Source organism: Pseudomonas sp. RC3H12 (genome assembly GCF_018596375.1).
Lineage (GTDB): Bacteria > Pseudomonadota > Gammaproteobacteria > Pseudomonadales > Pseudomonadaceae > Aquipseudomonas.
Map to the genome: position 1 here is coordinate 2,998,596 of NZ_CP075595.1, position 21,842 is coordinate 3,020,437.

General features: G+C 60.1%; 21 protein-coding genes and 1 pseudogene. 13 read left to right on the forward strand and 9 right to left on the reverse strand.

The annotated features are described in order from the left end of the window. Positions 1 to 88 precede the first annotated feature (88 nt). From KHO27_RS13650 to KHO27_RS13670, 5 genes are read left to right on the forward strand one after another with little or no spacing between them, the layout of a single operon-like run. Complete coding sequence (locus tag KHO27_RS13650; protein ID WP_214500365.1) at positions 89 to 1,921, forward strand: extracellular solute-binding protein; 1,833 nt, start codon at positions 89 to 91, stop codon at positions 1,919 to 1,921. Continuing rightward, positions 1,918 to 3,750 carry an extracellular solute-binding protein gene (locus KHO27_RS13655; protein WP_214500366.1) on the forward strand — a complete coding sequence of 611 codons (1,833 nt, stop codon included), beginning with the start codon at positions 1,918 to 1,920 and terminating at the stop codon, positions 3,748 to 3,750. Before KHO27_RS13650 ends, KHO27_RS13655 begins: the two co-directional genes overlap by 4 nt. A 1-nt stretch (position 3,751) precedes the next feature. Beyond that, the gene (locus KHO27_RS13660; protein ID WP_214500367.1) at positions 3,752 to 4,825 is read left to right on the forward strand and encodes a microcin C ABC transporter permease YejB; all 1,074 of its coding nucleotides are present in this window, start codon (positions 3,752 to 3,754) and stop codon (positions 4,823 to 4,825) included. 1 nt (position 4,826) lies between these two features. Next, complete coding sequence (locus tag KHO27_RS13665; RefSeq protein ID WP_102683696.1) at positions 4,827 to 5,846, forward strand: ABC transporter permease; 1,020 nt, start codon at positions 4,827 to 4,829, stop codon at positions 5,844 to 5,846. A gap of 1 nt (position 5,847) precedes the next feature. Then, positions 5,848 to 7,455, forward strand: coding sequence for an ABC transporter ATP-binding protein (locus KHO27_RS13670; RefSeq protein ID WP_214500368.1), 1,608 nt, complete (start codon positions 5,848 to 5,850; stop codon positions 7,453 to 7,455). 180 nt (positions 7,456 to 7,635) lie between these two features. On the opposite strand, the gene KHO27_RS13675 is transcribed toward KHO27_RS13670, so the two are convergent. Beyond that, entirely contained in the window at positions 7,636 to 9,705 is a 2,070-nt protein-coding gene (locus KHO27_RS13675) for a P-loop ATPase, Sll1717 family (protein ID WP_214500369.1), read from the reverse strand. 465 nt (positions 9,706 to 10,170) lie between these two features. Here KHO27_RS13675 and KHO27_RS13680 point away from each other — a divergent pair, with 465 nt between their 5' ends. From KHO27_RS13680 to KHO27_RS13695, 4 genes and pseudogenes are all read left to right on the forward strand, one after another. After that, positions 10,171 to 10,416: a hypothetical protein gene (locus KHO27_RS13680; RefSeq protein WP_011534689.1), complete on the forward strand. Its 246-nt coding sequence runs from the start codon at positions 10,171 to 10,173 to the stop codon at positions 10,414 to 10,416. Positions 10,417 to 10,677: 261 nt separating this feature from the next. After that, positions 10,678 to 11,628 carry an IS110 family transposase gene (locus KHO27_RS13685; RefSeq protein ID WP_111533460.1) on the forward strand — a complete coding sequence of 317 codons (951 nt, stop codon included), beginning with the start codon at positions 10,678 to 10,680 and terminating at the stop codon, positions 11,626 to 11,628. A 222-nt stretch (positions 11,629 to 11,850) separates the two neighbouring features. Continuing rightward, on the forward strand, positions 11,851 to 12,120 hold the full coding sequence (locus tag KHO27_RS13690; RefSeq protein ID WP_046854813.1) for a DUF3077 domain-containing protein: 270 nt from the start codon (positions 11,851 to 11,853) through the stop codon (positions 12,118 to 12,120). A gap of 95 nt (positions 12,121 to 12,215) precedes the next feature. Further along, positions 12,216 to 12,662 (forward strand): annotated as a pseudogene (locus KHO27_RS13695) (GNAT family N-acetyltransferase); the annotation flags it as partial. A 179-nt stretch (positions 12,663 to 12,841) separates the two neighbouring features. Here the strand turns inward: KHO27_RS13695 and KHO27_RS13700 are convergent. Then, a complete protein-coding gene (locus tag KHO27_RS13700; protein ID WP_214500371.1) occupies positions 12,842 to 13,303 on the reverse strand; it encodes a hypothetical protein in 462 nt (153 codons plus the stop codon). A 246-nt stretch (positions 13,304 to 13,549) separates the two neighbouring features. Between KHO27_RS13700 and KHO27_RS13705 the strand changes: the two genes are divergently transcribed. After that, the gene (locus tag KHO27_RS13705; protein ID WP_146230439.1) at positions 13,550 to 14,167 is read left to right on the forward strand and encodes an ABC transporter permease; all 618 of its coding nucleotides are present in this window, start codon (positions 13,550 to 13,552) and stop codon (positions 14,165 to 14,167) included. After that, on the forward strand, positions 14,164 to 14,487 hold the full coding sequence (locus KHO27_RS13710) for a hypothetical protein (protein WP_110703509.1): 324 nt from the start codon (positions 14,164 to 14,166) through the stop codon (positions 14,485 to 14,487). Before KHO27_RS13705 ends, KHO27_RS13710 begins: the two co-directional genes overlap by 4 nt. Positions 14,488 to 14,533: 46 nt before the next feature. Here KHO27_RS13710 and KHO27_RS13715 read toward each other — a convergent pair whose 3' ends face one another. Then, entirely contained in the window at positions 14,534 to 14,974 is a 441-nt protein-coding gene (locus KHO27_RS13715; protein WP_110703507.1) for an MAPEG family protein, read from the reverse strand. Further along, positions 14,971 to 15,285, reverse strand: a complete 315-nt coding sequence (locus KHO27_RS13720; RefSeq protein ID WP_110703505.1) for a DUF2834 domain-containing protein — start codon at positions 15,283 to 15,285, stop codon at positions 14,971 to 14,973. The genes KHO27_RS13715 and KHO27_RS13720 overlap by 4 nt, the downstream gene beginning before the upstream one ends. A gap of 108 nt (positions 15,286 to 15,393) precedes the next feature. On the opposite strand from KHO27_RS13720, the gene KHO27_RS13725 reads away from it, so the two are divergent. Then, entirely contained in the window at positions 15,394 to 16,215 is an 822-nt protein-coding gene (locus KHO27_RS13725; protein ID WP_250888365.1) for a helix-turn-helix domain-containing protein, read from the forward strand. Positions 16,216 to 16,299: 84 nt separating this feature from the next. Here the strand turns inward: KHO27_RS13725 and KHO27_RS13730 are convergent, their stop codons facing one another. Together KHO27_RS13730 and KHO27_RS13735 are read right to left on the reverse strand one after the other, a co-directional pair. Then, positions 16,300 to 16,749 (reverse strand): hypothetical protein, encoded by a 450-nt coding sequence (locus KHO27_RS13730; protein ID WP_214500373.1) that lies wholly within the window; start codon positions 16,747 to 16,749, stop codon positions 16,300 to 16,302. 99 nt (positions 16,750 to 16,848) lie between these two features. Beyond that, entirely contained in the window at positions 16,849 to 18,201 is a 1,353-nt protein-coding gene (locus tag KHO27_RS13735; RefSeq protein WP_110703501.1) for a spinster family MFS transporter, read from the reverse strand. Between the two features lie 307 nt (positions 18,202 to 18,508). Between KHO27_RS13735 and KHO27_RS13740 the strand changes: the two genes are divergently transcribed. After that, positions 18,509 to 19,234, forward strand: coding sequence for a hypothetical protein (locus tag KHO27_RS13740; RefSeq protein WP_110703499.1), 726 nt, complete (start codon positions 18,509 to 18,511; stop codon positions 19,232 to 19,234). A gap of 44 nt (positions 19,235 to 19,278) precedes the next feature. Here the strand turns inward: KHO27_RS13740 and KHO27_RS13745 are convergent, their stop codons facing one another. The 3 genes from KHO27_RS13745 to KHO27_RS13755 form a co-directional block, all read right to left on the reverse strand. Then, entirely contained in the window at positions 19,279 to 20,502 is a 1,224-nt protein-coding gene (locus KHO27_RS13745) for an amidohydrolase family protein (RefSeq protein WP_214500374.1), read from the reverse strand. Between the two features lie 86 nt (positions 20,503 to 20,588). Next, entirely contained in the window at positions 20,589 to 21,059 is a 471-nt protein-coding gene (gene cynS, locus KHO27_RS13750) for a cyanase (RefSeq protein WP_038706489.1), read from the reverse strand. Between the two features lie 28 nt (positions 21,060 to 21,087). Next, positions 21,088 to 21,747, reverse strand: a complete 660-nt coding sequence (locus KHO27_RS13755; RefSeq protein WP_046854796.1) for a carbonic anhydrase — start codon at positions 21,745 to 21,747, stop codon at positions 21,088 to 21,090. Positions 21,748 to 21,842: the final 95 nt, after the last annotated feature.

The following is a 21,842-nucleotide window of genomic DNA, read 5'->3' on the forward strand; positions in this document are numbered from 1 at the left end:
AAGCCCCGCGCCCTACCCTTTTTCCATTCCAGACAAGCTGTTACTGTACCCCGAACCAAGCCCAACGCCCTCTGGATCGGATGCCGACTTGATACGTCCCCTCCTGCTGTCACTCAGCCTGGCCTTGAGCTTCCCCGCCGTCGCGATGGTGAGCGAAAGCCACGGATACGCGCAGTTCGGCACGCTCAAGTACCCGGCCAGCTTCACCCACTTCGACTGGGTCAACCCGCAAGCCCCTAAAGGCGGCACGTTGCGGGCCATGGCCTTCGGCACCTTCGACACGCTCAACCCTTACACCTTCAAGGGCTCGAGCCCGGTCACCACGCCCAACTTCCTGCAGTACGGTATCAACGAGCTGAACGAGCCGCTGATGGTCGGCACCGGCATGTACGACCCGTCCGGCGACGAACCCACCTCCAGCTACGGCCTGATCGCCCGCTCGGTCGAGTACAGCGAGGACCGCAGCTGGGTGGTGTTCAACCTGCGCCCCGAGGCGCGCTTCCATGATGGTGTACCGATCACCGCGCAGGACGTGGCGTTTTCCTACCGCACCCTGCTCAAGGACGGCCACCCGATCTACCGCACCAACCTGCAGGAGGTGGCCCGGGTCGATATCCTCGGCCCGCTGCGCATCCGCTTCGTGTTCAAGCGCGCCGGCAACCCGCTGCTGATCCTGCGCCTGGGCGAGATGCCGGTGCTGCCCAAGCACTACTGGGCGAAACGCGATTTCAAGGCCACCACCTTCGAACCACCACTGGGTAGCGGCCCGTACCGTATCACCGAGGTGCAGCCGGGCCGGCGCCTGGTGTTCGAACGGGTGAACAACTACTGGGGCAAGGACCTGGCGGTTAACCGCGGCAAATACAACTTCAAGCGCGTCGAATACGAGTTCTACCGCGACGCCACCGTGGCCTTCGAGGCGTTCAAGGCCGGTGAATTCGACATCTACATCGAGCACCAGGCGAAGAACTGGGCCAACGGCTACAACTTCCCCGCCGTACGCCGTGGCGAGGTGATCAAGGCGCAGATTCCGCACAAGATCCCCACCCAGACCCAAGGCCTGTTCATGAACAGCCGCCGCGCCGCGTTCAGCGACCCACGGGTGCGCCAGGCGCTAGGCCTGATGCTCGACTTCGAGTGGACCAACCGCGCCCTGTTCAGCAGCGCCTACCGCCGCTCGACCAGCTATTACCCGAACAGCGACTTCACCGCCAGCGGCCTACCCACCGGCAAGGAATGGCTGCTGCTCAAGCCATTCCGCGACCAGTTGCCGGACAAGCTGTTCACCGAGCCCTACCAGGTCAGCCACACCGACGGCAGCGGCATCAGCCGCCCCGCCCTGCGCCAGGCCCTGGCCCTGTTCGCCCAGGCCGGCTGGAAGCTCAACGGCCAGCGCCTGGTGGACAGCAAAGGCCAACCGTTCAGGCTGGAGCTGCTGCTGGTGAACCCCAACCTCGAACGCATCCTGCAACCTTATGTCGAAAATCTGGCCAGCATCGGCATCGATGCGCGCTTGCGCACCGTGGACCGCGCCCAGTACAAACAACGGCTCGACCAGTTCGATTTCGACATGATCCTGATGACCCTGAACCAGACCCTGAGCCCGGGCCTCGAGCAGTGGCTGTATTTCCACTCAAGCCAGGCCGCCACCAAGGGCAGCAAGAACTATGCTGGCGTGAAGGACCCGGTGGTCGACCACCTGCTCGACACCTTGCTCGCCGCCCGCAGCCGCGATGACCAGATTGCCGCCGCGCGCGCCCTGGACCGCGTGCTCTCATGGCAGTACTACATGATCCCCAACTGGTACCTCGACAATCACCGCCTGGCCTACCGCAACCGGTTCGCCTTCGTCACCACGCCGCCCTACACCCTCGGGCTGAACAGCTGGTGGATCAAGAAGCCTTCGGAGAAAGCCAAATGACGCTGACCCTGCGCCGCCTGGCCGCGAGCCTGCTGCTGACCTGCCTCACGCTCCCGGCCGTGGCCGCCCCGCAACACGCCCTGACCCTGTACGACGAGGCACCGAAATACCCGGCCAACTTCAAGCACTTCGAGTACGTCAACCCCGACGCACCGAAGGGCGGCACCTTTCGCCAGTCCAGCTTCGGCGGCTTCGACAGCCTCAACCCGTTCATCAACAAGGGCGTGCCCGCCGACAACGTCGGCGCCATCTACGACACCCTGATGCGCCAGAGCCTGGACGAACCCTTCACCGAGTACGGCCTGGTGGCCGGCAAGATCGAAAAGGCCCCCGACAACAGCTGGGTGCGCTTCTACCTGCGCCCCGAGGCACGCTTCCACGACGGCCACCCGATGCGCGCCGAGGACGTGGTATTCACCTTCAACGCCCTGATCAAGGACGGCGCGCCGCTGTACCGCCAGTACTACGCCGACGTCGCCGAAGTGGTCGCCGAAGCCCCGCTCAAGGTGCTGTTCAAGTTCAAGCACAACAACAACCGCGAGCTGCCGCTGATCCTCGGCCAGCTGCCGGTGCTGCCCAAGCACTGGTACCAAGGCCGCGACTTCGACCGCGGCAACCTGGAGATCCCGCTCGGCAGCGGCCCGTACAAGGTCGCCGAGGTGAAGGCCGGCCGCTCGATCCGTTACGAGCGGGTCAAGGACTACTGGGCCAAGGACCTGCCGATCAACCGCGGCTTCTACAATTTCGACGTGATGACCTTCGACTCCTACCGCGACAACACCGTCGCCCTCGAAGCGCTCAAGGCCGGCCAGTTCGACTACGGCCTGGAGGTGAGCGCGAAGAACTGGGCCACCGCCTACGACGTGCCCGCCGTGCGCGATGGCCGGCTGATCAAGGAAGAGCTGCCCAACGGCAACCCCGTCGGCATGCAGGGCTTCATCTTCAACCTGCGCAAGCCGATGTTCCAGGACATCCGCGTGCGCCACGCCATCAGCCTGCTGCTGGACTTCGAATGGACCAACAAGCAGCTGTTCAACGGCGCCTACACCCGCACCGGCAGCTACTTCGAGAACTCCGAAATGGCCGCCAGCGGCCTGCCCAGCCCCGCCGAGCTGAAGATCCTCGAGCCGCTGCGCGGCAAGGTGCCGGACGAGGTGTTCAACGGCGCCTTCCACAACCCGGTCACCGACGGCAGCGGCATGATCCGCGACCAGCAGCGCCAGGCGTACAAGCTGCTGCAGGAGGCCGGCTGGAAGGTCGTCGACGACAAGATGGTCGATAAAGACGGCAAGCCGATGACCATCGAGTTCCTGCTGGCCCAGACCCAGTTCGAGCGCGTGCTGCTGCCGTTCAAGCGCAACCTCGCGGACCTTGGCATCAACCTCGAGATCCGCCGCGTGGACGTGTCGCAGTACATCACTCGCCTGCGCTCACGTGACTACGACATGATCGTCGGCGGCTTCGCACAATCCAACTCGCCCGGCAACGAGCAGCGCGAGTACTGGAACAGCGCCGCCGCCGACAACCCCGGCAGCCGCAACTTCATCGGCCTGCGCGACCCTGGCATCGACCAGCTGGTGGAGCAGTTGATCAACGCCGACTCCCGGCAGAGCCTGATCGAGCACTGCCGCGCCCTGGACCGCGTGCTGCAATGGGGTTACTACGTGATCCCCAACTGGCATATCAAGACCTGGCGCGTGGCCTACTGGAACCATATCGGCCACCCCGCCGTATCGCCCAAGTACGACATCGGCATCGACACCTGGTGGATCAAGCCCGACGTCACGCCCGTGGTAAGCGAAGCCGCCACACCGGATGAGGCCAACTGACATGCTGGCTTATATCCTGCGGCGCCTGCTGCTGATCATCCCCACCCTGTTCGGCATCCTCATCATCAACTTCATCATCGTCCAGGCTGCCCCTGGCGGCCCGGTGGAGCAGATGATCGCCAAGCTCGAAGGCTTCGACGGCGCCACCAGCCGCATCGCCGGCGGCGGCGCCGAAGTCTCGGTGGCCGGCTCCAACTACCGTGGCGCACAAGGCTTGGACCCGGCGCTGATCGCCGAGATCGAGCGCATGTACGGCTTCGACAAATCCGCGCCCGAACGGCTGTGGATCATGGTCAAGAACTACGCCCAGCTGGACTTCGGCAACAGCTTCTTCCGCGACGCCAAGGTCATCGACCTGATCGCCGAGAAGATGCCCGTGTCCATCTCGCTGGGGCTATGGAGCACGCTGATCATGTACCTGGTGTCGATCCCGCTGGGGATCGCCAAGGCCGTGCGCCACGGCAGCCACTTCGACGTGTGGACCAGCTCGGCGATCATCGTCGGCTACGCCATCCCGGCGTTCCTGTTCGCCATCCTGCTGATCGTGCTGTTCGCCGGCGGCAGCTACTTCGACTGGTTCCCGCTGCGCGGGCTCACCTCCAACAACTTCGACGAGCTCAGCGCCACCGGCAAGGTGCTCGACTACTTCTGGCACCTGGTGCTGCCCATCACCGCCCTGGTGATCGGCAACTTCGCCACCATGACCCTGTTGACCAAGAACAGCTTCCTCGACGAGATCAACAAGCAGTACGTGGTCACCGCCAAGGCCAAGGGCCTGAGCCGCACCCGCGTGCTCTACGGCCATGTGTTCCGCAACGCCATGCTGCTGGTGATCGCCGGCTTCCCCTCGGCGTTCATCGGCATCTTCTTCACAGGGTCCCTGCTGATCGAGGTGATCTTCAGCCTCGACGGCCTGGGCCTGATGAGTTTCGAAGCGGCGATCAACCGCGACTACCCGGTGGTGTTCGGCACCTTGTTCATCTTCACCCTGCTCGGTTTGGTGGTGAAGCTGATCGGCGACCTCACCTACACCCTGGTCGATCCGCGCATCGACTTCGCCAGCCGGGAGCACTGACATGGCCCTCTCTCCCCTCAATCGCCGGCGCTTCGAGCGCTTCAAGGCCAACCGCCGCGGCTGGTGGTCGCTGTGGATCTTCCTGGTGCTGTTCGTGCTCAGCCTGGGCGCCGAGTTCATCGCCAACGACAAGCCCATCGCCGTGCGCTACGACGGCGAATGGTACTTCCCGGCCTTCAAGCGCTACCCGGAGACCACCTTCGGCGGCGAGTTCCCGCTGGAGGCCAACTACAAGAGCCCGTACATCCGCGAGTTGCTGGCCAAGAAAGACGCCTTCGTGCTGTGGGCGCCGATCCCCTACAGCTACCAGAGCATCAACTACGACCTGAAAGTGCCCGCCCCCGCGCCGCCCTCCACCGACAACCTGCTGGGCACCGACGACCAGGGCCGCGACGTGCTGGCCCGGGTGATCTACGGCTTCCGCATCTCGGTGCTATTCGCCCTGACGCTGACCATCGCCAGCTCGATCATCGGCGTGATCGCCGGCGCCCTGCAGGGCTTCTATGGCGGCTGGGTGGACCTCGCCGGCCAGCGCTTCTTGGAGATCTGGTCCGGCCTGCCGGTGCTGTACCTGCTGATCATCCTCGCCAGTTTCGTGCAGCCCAACTTCTGGTGGTTGCTGGGCATCATGCTGCTGTTCTCGTGGATGAGCCTGGTGGACGTGGTGCGCGCCGAGTTCCTGCGCGGGCGCAACCTGGAATACGTGCGCGCCGCCCGCGCCCTGGGCATGCGCAACGGCGCGATCATGTACCGGCATATCCTGCCCAATGCGATGATCTCGACCATGACCTTCATGCCGTTCATCCTCACCGGCGCCATCGGCACCCTCACCGCCCTGGACTTCCTCGGCTTCGGCCTGCCCGCCGGCTCCCCCTCGCTGGGCGAGCTGGTGGCCCAGGGCAAGTCCAACCTGCAAGCCCCATGGCTGGGCATCAGCGCCTTTGCCGTGCTGGCGGTGATGCTGAGCCTGCTGGTATTCATCGGTGAATCCGCCCGCGACGCCTTCGACCCGAGGAAATGACATGAGCCAAGACACCCTGATCGAAGTCCGCGACCTGGCGGTGGAGTTCGTCACTGGCGAGCAGGTCAACCGCGTGGTCGACGGCATCAGCTTCGACATCCGCAAGGGCGAGACCCTGGCCCTGGTCGGCGAAAGCGGCTCGGGCAAGTCGGTGACCGCCCACTCGATCCTGCGCCTGCTGCCCTACCCGCTGGCGCGGCATCCTTCTGGCACCATCCATTACCAAGGCAAGGACCTGCTGCACCTGGGCGAAAAGCCCATGCAGCGCATTCGCGGCAACCGCATCGCGATGATTTTCCAGGAGCCGATGACCTCGCTGAATCCGCTGCACAGCATCGAGAAGCAGATCAACGAGATCCTCTTGCTGCACAAGGGCCTCACCGGCAAGGCCGCCACGGCGCGCACCCTGGAGCTGCTGGAACTGGTCGGCATTCCCGAGCCGCAGAAGCGCCTGAAAGCCCTGCCCCACGAGCTGTCCGGTGGCCAGCGCCAACGGGTGATGATCGCCATGGCCCTGGCCAACGAACCCGAGCTGCTGATTGCCGACGAGCCCACCACGGCGCTCGACGTGACCGTGCAGTTGAAGATCCTCGACCTGCTCAAGTCGTTGCAGGCGCGCTTGGGCATGGCCCTGCTGCTGATCAGCCACGACCTCAACCTGGTACGCCGCATCGCCCACCGCGTGTGCGTGATGCAGTGCGGCAAGATCGTCGAGCAGGCCGACTGCGCCACGCTGTTCAGCAAGCCTCAGCATCCGTATACACAGATGCTGATCAACGCCGAGCCCAGTGGCGCACCGGCTGCGAATGCCGAAGGCGCGCCATTGCTGGAGGTGAAGGACTTGAAGGTGTGGTTCCCAATCAAGAAGGGGCTGCTGCGCCGCACCGTGGACCATGTGAAGGCCGTGGACGGGGTGAACTTCAGCCTGCCCCAGGGGCAGACGCTGGGCATCGTTGGCGAGAGTGGCTCGGGCAAGTCCACCTTGGGGCTGGCCATCTTGCGATTGATTTCCAGCGAGGGCGGGATTCGCTTCCATGGGCAGAATCTTGAGGGGCTGAACCAGAAGGAAGTGCGGCCGCTGCGGCGGGAGATGCAGGTGGTGTTCCAAGACCCCTTTGGCAGCCTGAGCCCGCGCATGTGCGTGGCGGATATCGTTGGCGAGGGGCTACGGATTCACAAGATCGGCACGCCGGCTGAGCAGGAAGCGGCGATTATTGCGGCGTTGGAGGAAGTGGGGCTGGATCCGCGGACGCGGCATCGGTATCCCCATGAGTTTTCCGGCGGGCAGCGGCAGCGGATTGCGATTGCGCGGGCGTTGGTATTGAAGCCGGCGTTGATTCTGCTGGATGAGCCGACCTCGGCCCTGGATCGGACGGTGCAGCGGCAGGTGGTGGAGCTTTTGCGGAATTTGCAGGTTAAGTACAACCTGACTTATCTGTTTATCAGCCATGACCTGGCGGTGGTCAAGGCGTTGAGTCATCAGTTGATGGTGATCAAGCATGGGCAGGTGGTGGAACAGGGGGATGCGGGGGCTATATTTCATGAGCCGCGGCATGGGTATACGAGGCAGTTGTTGGAGGCGGCGTTTCTAAACCTTACCAATGGTTAAATCCTTGCTAATCAGACGCAATTTAAAGCATAACTTACTAAACACATACTGGATACAAGTGAGCCCTGCACAAGCTCACTTGCCCATATAAATCATGTATCCACTTTGACTTCCGACACCACCGCTACACCAACAAACCCCAAAGGCGACAGGTCCGCTAGTCGATTACTAGAAAGCGCCTCACCTACACTTACTGGTTAGGTAACTCCGAATATAAAGATCTATTAATTTACTCAGTTGCTTATTGGCCTCGTCATGTTTCTGCGGGCTGCGCATTTTTGATAAATGGCGCTCAAGAAACTTTACGGAAAGCTTGATAATTAGCTTGTTATGATTATCATAAACCTCTTTCACCCACTGAAGCTCTTTATGCTTTTCGAGGTTATCCGTATGATCTCTACAAACAACAAATGCCAACTGCCCATACTCCTTGTAAAGATAACCCACTACCTGCCTATAATCGCTAGAAGTTAAATCCTTGTAATTTTTTATCTCGAAAATAACCTGCCTGGTTTTGTAGTCATTTAAAATCCTTGACCAGACGGAAGCTTCCGATAAATTAGTAGCAACAATATCCCTCTGCTGAAGGCCATTTTTATTTGGGTGAAGCTCAATATTTGCAAGATTTGTAGCAAACAATATTTTTACCGCCTTCAAGACCCAAGCCTCGAAATCAACTGCCCCGGCAGCCCCCTCCGGAATCTCATTCAATTCATTGAGCAATGCCCCAATACGTTGCTTTCTTTGCTCCTCAGACACAGAGCTAACTTCTATATCATACTCGTCATGAATATCTTCTGCAGCCTGCTGAGACATAGCTGCCTCGTGTACGCTCAAAGCTAGCCAATAGCAAGGATGAAGTAATAGTTTTGAGCCACCCAGGAACTCCCGGTCGGGCTCCTTTCCATCATGACAGAAAACATACGACGAAGACTGAGTATTATAGAGACCTAAAAAACCAATACTATAAAGCCTTTGTATAACCTGAATAGCTCCATCTAGAAGCAGTATGTCTTGCTGCCTGATTTTCCCTTTAGCATGCGCACCATCAAGCACAGACTCAATCAGTCCAGAAGCTTCATTCACGGTATAACTAGCCGCCCCACCTGCAAATAAAGATGTAAAAACATCTAAAGCAGGGAATATATTTTCATACTCTTTATGCAAATCATTTAAGCGATTTTGCGAAATTGTATTTGCAGTTGCCTTAATATCCTCTATAACAATCCTATCCCGAGCCTGGAGATTCGCTCTCAAAAATGCATCATTGAGAAGAACAAGAATATCTCGCGGTCGATACAAAGTAAGCTTTAGCGCCTCCCTGAAACCTGTTGTAGACTGGAGCTCATTTGCAGTGTGCGCATTCCACACCCTGGTATTATTTTCAACTTTAGAGTCAAAGGCCGCGCGTATCCGATTACAAACCAAATTAAAGAGATTATATTCATCCCAATGCAATCTGAGTACTTGGCCTTCTATATTTCTTGTAAAATCAGGATCCATTTTCGAAATAGCACGATGAATGTTATCTCGAATAAAAGCAAATGCCAAAAGGCGCTCACCAAATGTATTTTTTATATCAATAGCGGCTTGCACAAACCCGTCTACTATTGCAACACCAATATCGTCAGGCGTATAGCCTTCGTCTAGCCTATCCGCAAAAATAACAAATTGATGTTTAGACGCATCAAGGGTATTTCTAATCCTATCTTCTAAAAAATCCAACTCAAATGCATCAGACAACTCTGCTATCCGAGTGCCGGTTGACATCTCCTTACTCTCGCCAAGCACTCGCAGCAATTTTTTCCTGATCTTACCGCTAATATTATTTCTTTTCTCACCCCATTCCTCTAAATGCCTTTCGACACCACGCCTATCAAAACTTGTCTTAAGCTTGTAGTGACTAGATATTTCTGACAAAACCTCCATATAGAGAGCATACCGCCAAGCCAACTTACTACCAGCTTTAACGTGCAGAAAATTCTCACCAAATAGAGCAACTACATCTCTAAGCCCAATAATTTGCTCTTCAATTGGAGTAACTAATATAGTATGCGTTCTAGGCTTACTATGCCAGTGCTTAGAAAGCATATGTACTAATGCACTTTTACCTGTCCCGCGCCGCCCGACTACCACACAGCGATCGGAGGACTCCAATAAAGATTTATAATCCGTTGTCTGCCAAAACGATGACTCCAGCATCGCGGAGTCGTTTTCAGCTCGAATATCGCCCAGAATCTTCCCTTTCATTGCGCCCATCCCAATAAGTTCAGGTAGTATCCCTAACGTCTCTAAAAATCAAACTTTATCGAATGCAATTGCAGTATGCCACTACTGCTCACCCAACAGTCAAGCCCCTCAGAAGACCTCTAGTAGCTTTTCTCGAACCCTGAAACAGGTGGATGTGTTACTAGCCTAGAAATCAGACTTAACCACTTCCTTGTAGTCCATTTCCCAAATATCCTCCTATAGTCACATTTCCGTTGCGGCTGCTTCGGCATGAATCTAGTCTCGCTAAGTCGCTGAAATCAGCGATCGACTTTGACAGGTCGCAACGGTATTAAGCATACGGCTAGCCCTCAATGGTAGCTGTACGTGCGGGCACGCTTGCGTGCGCCGGAACTTTGCTTATTCCGCCGGTCTGTCAACCCACGTACAGCTGCCACCCTTCTGTTTGACAGCAGAAAGGTGGCAGTCCCCAGAAGGAATAAGAAGATGCTAAAGATCGTCCCCGATCCACCCCACAACCACCACTCTCTCGAAGACACCATCATCCAGGCCACGGAGTACGCCCTGTGCGCGCAGACCGTGGCGCATCAGGCTGTTCTGCTGCATCCCAAGTCGCCCGTATCGATTCTGGTCATGGCCGCGATGCATGAAATGGAGGCGCTGCGGGTGCTGCTCGAATCAGCGTTGATTCAGGTGCAGATGCCGCAGGTGGAGCCTCGGACGTTGCACTAAGGCGTTAACCATGGATTGCCTGGGCTGGCCTCATCGCCGGCAAGCCGGCTTGTGTCTTGAAAGGCTCTTAGACTGAAGGGGTGAGAGCGGTGGATGGCAGACTGCAAGCCGGCGGTGCCCTAGAGCACGTGTGGGAGCATAGTCGCCATCCACCCCTCACTCTGACCTGAAGCCCGAACAGTTGGATGAGGTGCGAGCTCGAAATCACAAGCGTGGGATAGGTCAGAGCGCTCTCACTTCCCAGTGTAAGAGGGCTTGGCCATGATTTCCTGTTTCGTTGGTATCGATGTTTCGAAAGCGACCCTGGACGTGGGGTTCTGGCCTGAACTTTCCAAGCCATTCCAGCTGAGGAATGACCCTGAGGGGATTGCCCAGCTGATTGCCTGCTTGAACGAGCTTGAGGTCGAGCGGATCGTGCTCGAGGCTACGGGGGGCTATGAGAAAGCGGTTTTCAAGGCGTTACGCATCGCTGATTTGGATGTGGTCCGCGTCAACCCCAAACGCTCTCATGACTATGCCCAAGCAATAGGTCAACTGGCCAAAACCGACAGGATCGATGCCTTGATGCTGGCCAAGTTTGCTCAGCATCTTGCATCCCCATCAAAGATCGAGCCCAGTCAGGCACGTGATGAGCTGAGCGAGCTGGTCAAGCTACGGGATCAGATCGTTGAGCATCGCGACGATGACAGACGTCGAATCAAGCAAGCGACTTCCCCTGTAGCAATCACCTTCTTCACTGAGCACATTGCGTCTCTCAACGCTCAGATCAAGGCATTGGACAAACACCTTGCGCAGGCCTCAAAGGCGCTGAACAGCGAGAAAGCCAAGCACTTGGCATCAGTCAAAGGCGTAGGCCTGATTACGACTGCCAAGCTGATGGCCTACTTGCCCGAGCTGGGCACGCTGAGCGGACGGAAGATCACCGCCCTGGTGGGGCTGGCGCCCTACAACAAGGACAGTGGGAGCAAGAGCGGCCCACGCAAGATCGAGGGCGGGCGCTACAAAGTTCGTGGCGTTATCTACATGGCGGCTTGGGTGATGATCAGGCACGTCCCTGAGTTCAAGACCCGGTATGACGCACTGGTAGCGCGTGGTAAGCGCCCCAAAGTAGCCGTGGTGGCTTGCATGCGCGTGTTGCTGGTGCGGCTGAATGCCATGCTGAGGGACGGTACGCCATGGAAGGACCATAAAACCCAGGCGCCCGCAGCCTGACATTTCTCAGAGGTAGTTACTGATAGCGGGCTTCGCCAGCGACTCCATCTGGAGGGAGTCGCTGGCGAAGCTATGTCTGAAAGGATCTTTCTAAAAAAATCCCCTCAAGACAGTTGCTCCCACAGGGGATCGGCATGGCTGCGCGGCAGATGCTGTGTAGCTGATAGCGGATCTAACTGTGAGAGCTCGCCCAGGCACCGATCATTTCAGGGAGATTGAGCAATGAGCACAGACGACACCACGCCCCACACCACCGTGGGCAAGACCCGGTTCTACCAGGGTGAAGGGCATACCGACCCGCTGTTCTGCATCGAACCCGGCATCCCTTGCCAGCACGCACGGGAACAGGCTTCGGAGTTGATGGGCTGCGTGTGCGACCTGACCATCACCGGGATCATGGAGGAAAAACCTCAGCTGATCTGGGCATCGTATTACCTGAGCGCGCTGGCCAAGGCGCTGATGGATGATGCGGAGCTGGGGATGAAGCACTGACTTCACAGGTGCATGGGGCCGCTTTGCGGCCCCTTCGCAGTACAAGGCCGCTCGACACGGGTTAGGCTTTGGGGACATCAGTTCGGGATACGTCCATGGAATGTCATATCCGTCGCGCTAAGCGCGAAGACGCACAAGCCATTAGCCGCCTCGTGATCGCGGCGCTGCACGAATCCAACTCACAGGATTACCCGGCAGAGGTGATTGCCCAGGTAGAGCAGAGCTTTTCACCTGCGGCGGTCAGTGCCTTGCTCGATAGCCGGTTGGTGTTCGTGGCGGTCAAGCAGAACGATCTGCTGGGGACGGCAAGTCTCGATGGTGAGGTCGTCAGGACAGTGTTTGTCGCGCCGATCCATCATGGAGCAGGTATCGGCAGGCTGCTGATGAAGGCCATCCACACAGCGGCGATCAGGGCTGGTGTCACAGCATTGCGCGTTCCTTCATCCATCACAGCCCAAGGCTTCTACGCGCGGCTGGGGTATCGGAAGCTTCGTGATGAATTCCATGGTGCAGAACGCACCATTGTCATGGAAAAGTCCATGCTGACCGCTTCGGAAGCGGCACACGCGCTCAACGTTTCTTGCGAGTATCTGGCGAAACTGCTGGATGAAGGGGCAATGCCTCATACCTGCGCCGAAGGTGAACGGAGTATCGCGTTCCCCGATCTGATTGCCTACAAGGACAGGCATGATGCGATCAGCCAGGCCTGACATTGGCATCGTCAGATGTTTCCTGTACTACGGCCTGCCCGCCTGGCGCTTTGCAGCAACAGCAGGGCGAACGCCGCGCTGCCGATCAAGGGCCACCCCATGAGCAACATCGGCCCCGGTATCCAGTACATGATCAGCAGGTTCGCCAGGCTTGCGCTGGCCAGCCCCCGCCAGGCCGCGCGGGCCCAGGGCGGTGGCTGGGTGCTGAGGATGAAGTGGCGATAGAGCCTTACCCCAGTCCTCACACCGAACAAGCCCACCACCACCAGCAGGGCCAACCCCAGGCGGGCCAGTTGATCGACCCAGCGCTCACCCCAGTTCTCGTGGGTCATCGCGGTGAGGATGAGCAAGGCAGCCATGCCGCCGTATCCCGCGACCACCACCACCGGAAGGACCACGAACACACCCAGCAGCCGTATGGCCAGTTTTCTGAAAGGCGACGGGATATCGCCCGCCTCGACGTTCCTTGTCACTCGATAATCCAGGGCATGCGTCCTTATTAGCAGGCGGCGCAAACTACCACGGCCATTGTCGCTGCGCGAGGGCCCTGGCCCGCTTTGACACGCGTCCTGGCGGGATGGGGTTTTCTACTCAAGGCGTTCAAACCACAGGAAACAGCCGACAGCTTGGGTCGGCATGGCTGCTGGAGTATGAGGTACTGCGAAGCTAGAATTAACGTTTGCACAATCCAGGCACACTGCAACTAACGGACGTTTGCCATGATAGGAAAACCTTTGAGTCGATGGGTGTATGTGTTCATATTCCTGCTCCTGCTGGTGGGTGCGATCCTGTCTGGTATCAATTACCCTTCCCTGATCAAAGACCCTGTCAACACCCTGGGCTTCCTGGGCTTCTGGATCACCCTGTTCGGCCTGATCGTGGCAATCTTCGAGATCATGCGCACTGGTTCGGTCACACGCCAGATGGCCCACGCCGCCGAAGTCGCTCACAACCGGCTCAAACGCCAGATGGAGCACCACGACGTCCAGGCCTGCATTGAAATCATCAATGCGGCGCTCAGCGACCTGAACAGCAAGAAAGCTGTTTCAGTGATTTTCATCTCACGCATCAAGCAAGGCTACATTGCCTTATTCTCGAAGCAGCATACCCCCGAGCGCTACCGTGAAAACCTGGATATCCTCAACAGCTATGAGCATGTGGTGCAGTCCAGAGCAAACAGGGCACAGGCGAACCCGACTTATGCGGCACCTCAATACCCCGCTTCGGGTGCGGGCCAAAACCCCTACAGGTTGACCATCGATACACTCAAACGAATGCAGGATGAGCTCTTGACGCATTCGGCTTCAAAAAATGAATACATAGGTGAGCCAGCATGATCCCCGTTCAATTCGAAAAGTTCATGGCGTTCGTCCTTCAGCACACTCGCATCGGCAGCTTGCAATGGAGCGTGGGTGAAGGCGCCTCTTACGTGGCCTCCCACGAGGGAATCACGCTCATCATTTCATCCGACTTCGACCCCGACCGGGAAATCAGCACGTTCTGGTTTCGGCTCAATGGAAGCACTGGCTCCACACCGTTCTCCGTGACTGACCGAGAGCAGGATTACGAGTTGATGAAGACGTTGTTCGAAGAAGTCATGGCTAATGCACACAACGTCAAAAGCGATATGGCGAAGTTCATGGCCGGGTTCAACTGATCGGGTGATACCAGACCCTGTACGGGGCATTGCGAGGCATGGCCCATCACCCAGGTAACTGCGCCACCAGCACCCGCTGGACTACCAACCCCGCCAGCCCGACCAGGCACAGCACACCCAAGCCATAGCTCACCGTCCGCCACGGCTGGATGCCCGCCAGGTAAGTCACCGTATGCAACACCCTGGCTGCGGTAAACACGCCACTCAACCACAAGGTGAGGGTGACGGGCGCCTGCAGTGCAACCGCCAGCCCAGCGAGCGCAATGAACATCGGGATGTTCTCCAGATCGTTGCGCCAGGCCTGCATGGCCCGTGTCACTGCAGGCAAATCTGCGGGCTGTGCCGAGCGCCCGAACACCGCTGCATCTTCCGGGTTGATGAACGCAAGGTGGCGCAGCCGGTGATAGCCCTGGTAACAGGAGATCGCCAGCATCTTGCAGCACAGCACCACCACGCAACCAGCAAAAGCCGCCAGGGCGCCGCTCATGCTTGACACCTGTGCACTAAGCCCTTGACTACGATGTACAACAGCGGCCCCATCGAAACGAACACCACAGTCAACAACAGGTAGGGCAACACACCGAGCAGCGACCCGCAGCGGCTGCGGTGATCGTTGACCATCCACACACAGGCCAGCGCCGCCATCAGATACAGGTCGATCACCACCTGGGCCGTATCGGGCCGTGATAGCAACTCAAGGCCAAAGGCAAGCAGCGACTGCCGCGCCTGCAGCATCGTCCAGCCGGTATACAGCACAAACGCCAGCAGCACCGGCAAGGCAAACTTCTCAACGCGCATCGTCCTCTCCTTGAGTGATTCACCCCCGCACAGTAGTGATACAGTCGCCCTGCCTCAATGACCTCACAGGTCATGGACGCTTCAGCCAAGGACAGCCAGAGTCGCAGCATGAGCCCTCTTCCCTTCCATACCCCGCACCCGCCCACCGCCACCAATGCGGGCGCACATCTGCGCCGCCTGCGGCGCCAGGCCGGGCTCAGCCAGCTCGACCTGGCGTTGCTCGCCGGTGTTTCGCAACGCCACCTGAGCTGCGTGGAAACCGGCCGCGCCAAGGCCAGCCCCGGCACCCTGCATGCCCTGCTCAGCGCGCTGCAGGTGCCGCTCGAGCACTGCAACGAAGTGTTCCTCGCGGCTGGCTATGCACCGCGCTACATGGCCTCTGCAGCGGACGCCCCGGCCATGAAGATGGTGCACGACGCCGTGGAGCACATCCTGCAGGCCAACAACCCCGCACCGGCCATCGTCATCGCCAGCAACTGGGACATCACGGCGGCCAATGCCAGTGCCGGACTGTTGTTCGCAATGGCCAGCGTAGCGACCACCAGCACCTCGGGCCTCAACCTGCTGGACACACTGCTGCGCCCGGGCGGGCTGGGGGATCATCTGGTCAATGCAGACGAGATACGGGCGATTGCCTGGCAGCGGGCGGCCAGGGAGGCTGTGAGCAATCCTGACCTGGCCAGACTACTGCAAGACTTGCCCGTGCCCCCCGCGTTGGCGGCGGATACGCCGATGTCTCCAGTGGTGCTGACCCGGGTGCGCACTGCCGAGGGTGAGCTGCGCTTCCTGTCCACCTTCACCACCTTCGGCATGCCGCAGGACATCACGGTGGCGTCGCTGCGTATCGAGCACCTGGTGCCCGCCGACAGCGAAACATGGCAAGCCATGACGGCGGCGTATCAACGGGTGATCCGCAACGCCGAGATTTGAGTAATATTCGCGGCGCCAGGTCTCGATGACCTCAGTGCCAACCTTCTCGACTACAAGCAATTACTGATAACCCAAGCGATCCGCTTAATCACTCGCGCTGCCCATCAGTATCCAGCGCTGCCCCTGGGCTTGAATGTCGAAGGCAAAATCCCACCACACGGGATATGCCGGGTGCCCCTCGACAAGCCAGAACCTGCGGATAATGTCGGCCCGGTCAAGATGAACCTGGCGGAGCAGCACCTCTGCCAACCTGAGCACTTCCGAACGCTTGGCAGGTAGCTCCAACGGCCCGTAGCCGCCGTCCCCTGAGTGCAGCAGGGACTCGATGACTTCGCCGCGAGCGGCGCTTGCACAGGTCGATGAATCACCACCAACGGTACAACCTTTGCCCACCGAATGACGCAACTGCGCCTCGAGTGACCTGTCCAGGGGAAAGGGACCGTAACTGTTCAACCAGAGCGTATAGTTTCCCCCCTCCAACAAATGCTCCAGTCTAAGTATTTCGTCTGTCCGGGTATCCACCACAACGCGCATTGACTGCTGCTCCCCTGCTCTTGCGCAAAGAAGGGTAGTCTGCGAGAAAGCCAGCGGACATGCCAGCAAGTGCTAGCGTCCAGGCCGGTAAGCACGGACTCAAGCCTGTGCCGCCTGCCCCGCCACCGCCCCGCCCTCCAGCACCATGCCCTCGCGCATCCGCTGCGCATCCCGGCTGAAACACCTCGAAGCCGCCAGCAGGAACAACATGGTCAACATCAGCGCCACGGGGATCAAGTACATCGCATCATGCAGCCCCTGTGCCTTGAGCGCCTCGCTCATCAGGCCCTCACCCGCCGCCGTCATGGCCGCCACGGCGAAGTGGTCCGACAGCCCGCCGACCACCACCGGCCCTAGCCCGCCGCCCAGCAGGTACAGCCCGGCGAAGAACAGTGCCATGGCCGTGGCCCGCAAGCGCGGTTGCACCACATCCTGGATGGCGGTGTACACGCAGGTGTAGAAGTTGTACGAGAACAGCCAGCCAATACCAAAGACCGCCACGAACACCCCCAGCTCGATGCGCCCGGCATTCAGCGCCCAGGCGGTGCACAGGCTGGCTACCAGCATGCTCAACGCGGCAAACACCAGGCGGCCATTGGCGAAGCGCTGGTGCACCTTGTCGGCCACCCAGCCGCCGAGGGTCAGGCCCACCAGGCCGCTGAGGCCGACGATCAGCCCGGTGGCCACTGCGGCGTCGTGCAGCGTTAGCGCAAAGTAACGCTGCAGCATCGGCACCATGAATGAGTTGCAGGCATAGGTGGCGAAATTGAAGGTCAGCCCCGCCAACACCAGCCAGGCGAAGGTGGGCACGCTGAGCACCCGGCGCAGCGGGCGGTCGAGCGGGGTCTGGGCGATGGCCACAGACTCCGCCGCACCGCGTGCAGGCTCGCGGATCATGAAGATGAACAGCGCCAGCAGCACGCCAGGCACGGCGGCAATGAAGAACGGTGCGCGCCAGCTGCCGAAGGCCTCGACCATCGCGCCGATGCTGAAGAACGCCAGCAACAGGCCCAACGGCAAGCCGAGCATGAAGATGCCCATCGCCCTTGCCCGCCGCCCGGCGGGGAACAGGTCGCCGATCAGCGAGTTGGCGGCGGGCGCGTAGCTGGCCTCGCCGATGCCCACGCCCATGCGCACCAGCAGGAAGCTCCAGAAACTGCCGACCATGCCGTTGACCGCCGTCAGCCCGCTCCACACCAGCAGGCCCCAACCCATGAGCTTGCTGCGTGAACCGGTGTCGGCGATACGTGCCAGCGGCAGGCCGGCGATGGCGTAGACCAGGGTGAAGGCGGTGCCGATGATGCCGATCTGGAAGTCGCTCAGATGCCACTCCAGGCGGATCGGCTCGATGACGATGGCGGGGATGGTACGGTCGAAGAAATTGAACAGGTTGGCCAGGAACAGCAGGAACAGGATGCGCCAGGCGTTGGACGCTTGGGGGGCGGTGGGCATGGTCGGGGTCCCTCGTTATTGTTGTTCGGGGTTCCAGCACGCCCTGCGCAAACTAGAGGGAGAGAACGCGGCGCGTCTGCCAACATCGATCGCGTTGATACGGGGCGATAGCCAAACCCTTAGTGAGACATTCCCTTGCGAAAGCGGCGGCTTCGCTGCGGATCGAGCACCTGCTACCCACCGACAGCGACACGTGGCGGATCATGAGCACGACCTATGAACACGGGTTGGCAGAACATCCGTCATGGTCGACTGGCGGATCATGCGCCACTAGAATGCCACCCCCATCTCGACAGGACGTTGCCCCATGACTTTCGATGTGCATCACTACGCCAAGACCTACTACGGCAACATCCAGCCGGCGCCAGGCAATCTTTACCCAAGGCTCAAGGCCTGGGAGTTCCTGTACGAGTACATCTGGGACGATTCCCGTACCCACTGGTCCGACCTGACATCCAAGACACAGCTAGAGACGACCGCGCTGCACATCGGTTTCTACCTGGCGAACTGGGGGATGTTCCGAGGTTCCTCGGGGCTCCTGCAGAACAGCAATCTGGACCTGATGAAGGCCTTGGCCAAACTGCTCTTCGAAGGTCAGGGTGCCGAGTTGCTTGATCTCTCGCTGGAGGACTTCGGACCTGACAACAGCAACCGGGCCCGCCATCAGAAATTGCTGGATTCCGTGCTGGGCTCCATGGAGTCCCTGGCGACCAACGTCTCCTGGACGAACACCCTCAAGACCAAGATTCTGATGGGCGTCTGGGGTGAGTGCCCAGCGCTCGACCGCTTCTATATTGCGGCATGCCGCGATCTGTTCCCCCGCCGCTCCTCAATCACCAATGCCAGTGGCAAAGGCCTGGCGGCATTGGCGGAACTGGTCGAGGAACTCGCCGTCCCTGCCCTGCCCCTGCGCACCGGACGCCTTGGGCTGCAATACCCCACCGCGCGGATCATGGACATGGCGATGTTTCAATACGGGATCGAACTGGAGCAGGGCTTCAACGATCAAGCTGCCGTGGCGGCTCAGGGCTGACAACACGCTGCAACCCCACCTGACGCAGTTACCGTAACAACCGCTCAGAACACCACCGAGCGGCGATGCTCGGCCGTCGCCACCACCCTGCCGCGCTTGAGCACCATCAGCCGCGCCGGCAGGTCGAGGATCACATCGCTGACACGGTGGGTATCCATCAGCACCAGGTCCGCGTCGTTGCCCACCGCCAGGCCATGGTTCTGCAACCCCAGGGCCTTGGCCGGGTTGCTGGTGAGCATCGGCAGCACCGTGGCCTGGTCGTCCGCCCCGCCCAGGTGGCAGGCGGGAATGGCCAGTTGCGCGATGTGCAGCAGGTCGCCGGTACCGTAGGGGGTGAAGGCATTGCGGATGTTGTTGGTGGCCAGGCACACGTTCACCCCGCCATCGCGCAACGCCCGCACCGGCGTCAAGGTGCGGCGCACATTGTGGCTGTCGCCGCGGGCGCCCAGGTGCAGGTCGGTGGCAGGCAGGCACATCACGCTGATGCCGGCTTCGCGCAGCAGCGCGATGATGCGCGCCTGGCGCGCTGGCTCCACGGCCGCCAGGCTGGTCAGGTGGCCGACACTGACGCGCCCTTGGTAGCCCGCGGCGAGGGTCCGGCGGGCGACGTACTCGATGGTCATGTGCTCGGCGTCGTCGGCGAAGTCCTGGTGCAGGTCGATGTCCTTGCCGTAGCGCTGGGCCAGGTCGAAGACGAAATCGATGTGCTCCAGGGGCGATACGTCGTTGTAGGGAATGCCGCCGACCACATCGGCGCCCCTCTCCATGGCATCGACCATCATCGCTTTCATGCCGGGCAGTTTCAGGATGCCTTCCTGGGGAAACGCCACCACCTGGATATCGATAACATCACGCAAGGTTTCGCGCAGCTCCAGGACCACGTCCAGGCCGGTAAAACCCTGGGCCGGATCGAACTCGGCGTGGGCGCGCACATGGGTGGTGCCGGCCTGCACCAGGGCGCGCAACACCTGCACAGAACGCTCGCGAATATCGTCGCGGGTCAGGGTGGGCTTGAGCGCGGCGGTGACGGCGATCGCTTCCTTCAAGGTGCCGGAGCGGTTGGCCTTGCGCTGCATGACGTTGGCTTTTTCCAGGTGCAGGTGGGCTTCGACGAAGCCGGGGACCAGGACATTGCCGTTGCCCTGGATTTCCTGGTTTGCCGTTGCCGTGATCGTCTGGGCGATATCAGTGATCTTGCCATTGCGCACGGCCACATCCATCAAGGGTTTTGCGTCGTCGATGCGGACATTTCTGAAGATCAGGTCCATGCCGTCACTCCTGATAGGGGATCATTAGCGAGCGTGGAAATGGCCCGGCCGTCTTGCTGCGGTCGGGCCATTCCCCTAAGGGCGAATCAGAACGGTTTGGTCGGCAGGTACTTGCCATCCAGGGTGATCACCGCGCGGGAACCACCTTCCGGGTCGTCAACCTTCTTCACGTCGAGCTTGAAGTTGATGGCGCTGATGATGCCGTCGCCGAACTTCTCGTGGACCAGTGCCTTGAGGGTGGTGCCGTACACCTGCAGCATCTCGTAGAAGCGGTAGATGGTCGGGTCGGTCGGCACGCCGCCTTGGATGCTGCCGCGCAGTGGCACGGTCTGCAGCAGGGCGATGCCATCGGCGTCCAGGCCGAGCTTGTCACCCACCACCTGGGCAGCGCTGGCCGGCAGCGGGTGCTGGCCCAGCAGCGCGGCAGTGACGAAGGCTTCGGACAGCCCGGTGCCGTCGGTGATCTGGGCGAACGACAGGTCCTTGCGGGCCTTGGCCAGGAGGATGACTTCGCTCAGGGCAAGGCGGGCGTTCTGGCTGATTTGCGACTGGATCATGGTGTATCTCCTTGGGTTTGAAAGAGGTTCAGGCAACGTGCCTGGAGGGGTGGGAAACGGCGTTGACGTCAGGGTTCTGCGCCAGGGCCACGAACTGGCCGGTGCGCCCATCGAAGGCATCGATGCGGCCGCTTTCGATGTCGTAGATCCAGCCATGCAGGCGCACGCGGCCCTCTTCCAGGGCCAGGCGCACCGAGGGGTGGGTCTGGATGTTGGCCAGCTGGGCGATCACGTTCTCGCGCACCATGGCCTCGACCTTGGCTTGCGGGCTGTGATGCTGGCGCGCCTCGTTGACCACCCGGGCGGAGTCGGCATAGCGCAGCCAGCCGGCCACGGCAGGCATGTGGTCCAGGCACTTGCAGGTGGCGATGGCGGTCATGGCGCCGCAGTCGGAGTGGCCGCAGATGACGATGTCGGCCACTTGCAGGGCGGCGACGGCATATTCGACCGAGGCCGATACGCCGCCGGGCTCAGGGCCGTAGGAAGGCACGATGTTGCCGGCGTTGCGGATGACGAACAGGTCGCCCGGCTCGCGCTGGGTGACCAGCTCGGGCACCAGGCGGCTGTCGGAGCAGGAGATGAACAGCGCCCGGGGGCTTTGCTGGGTGGCCAGGTCCTTGAACAGCTTGACCCGCTCGGGGAAGGCGTCGCGCTGGAACTTCAGAAAACCGTCGATGATGTCTTTCATGGCTGCTTGCCTCAATGTCGCGGTGTGTTGAGGCAAAGGTTACGCAGCGCATTACATAAGGTAAAAGTCTCATTTATGATGAAGCGCATCAGATT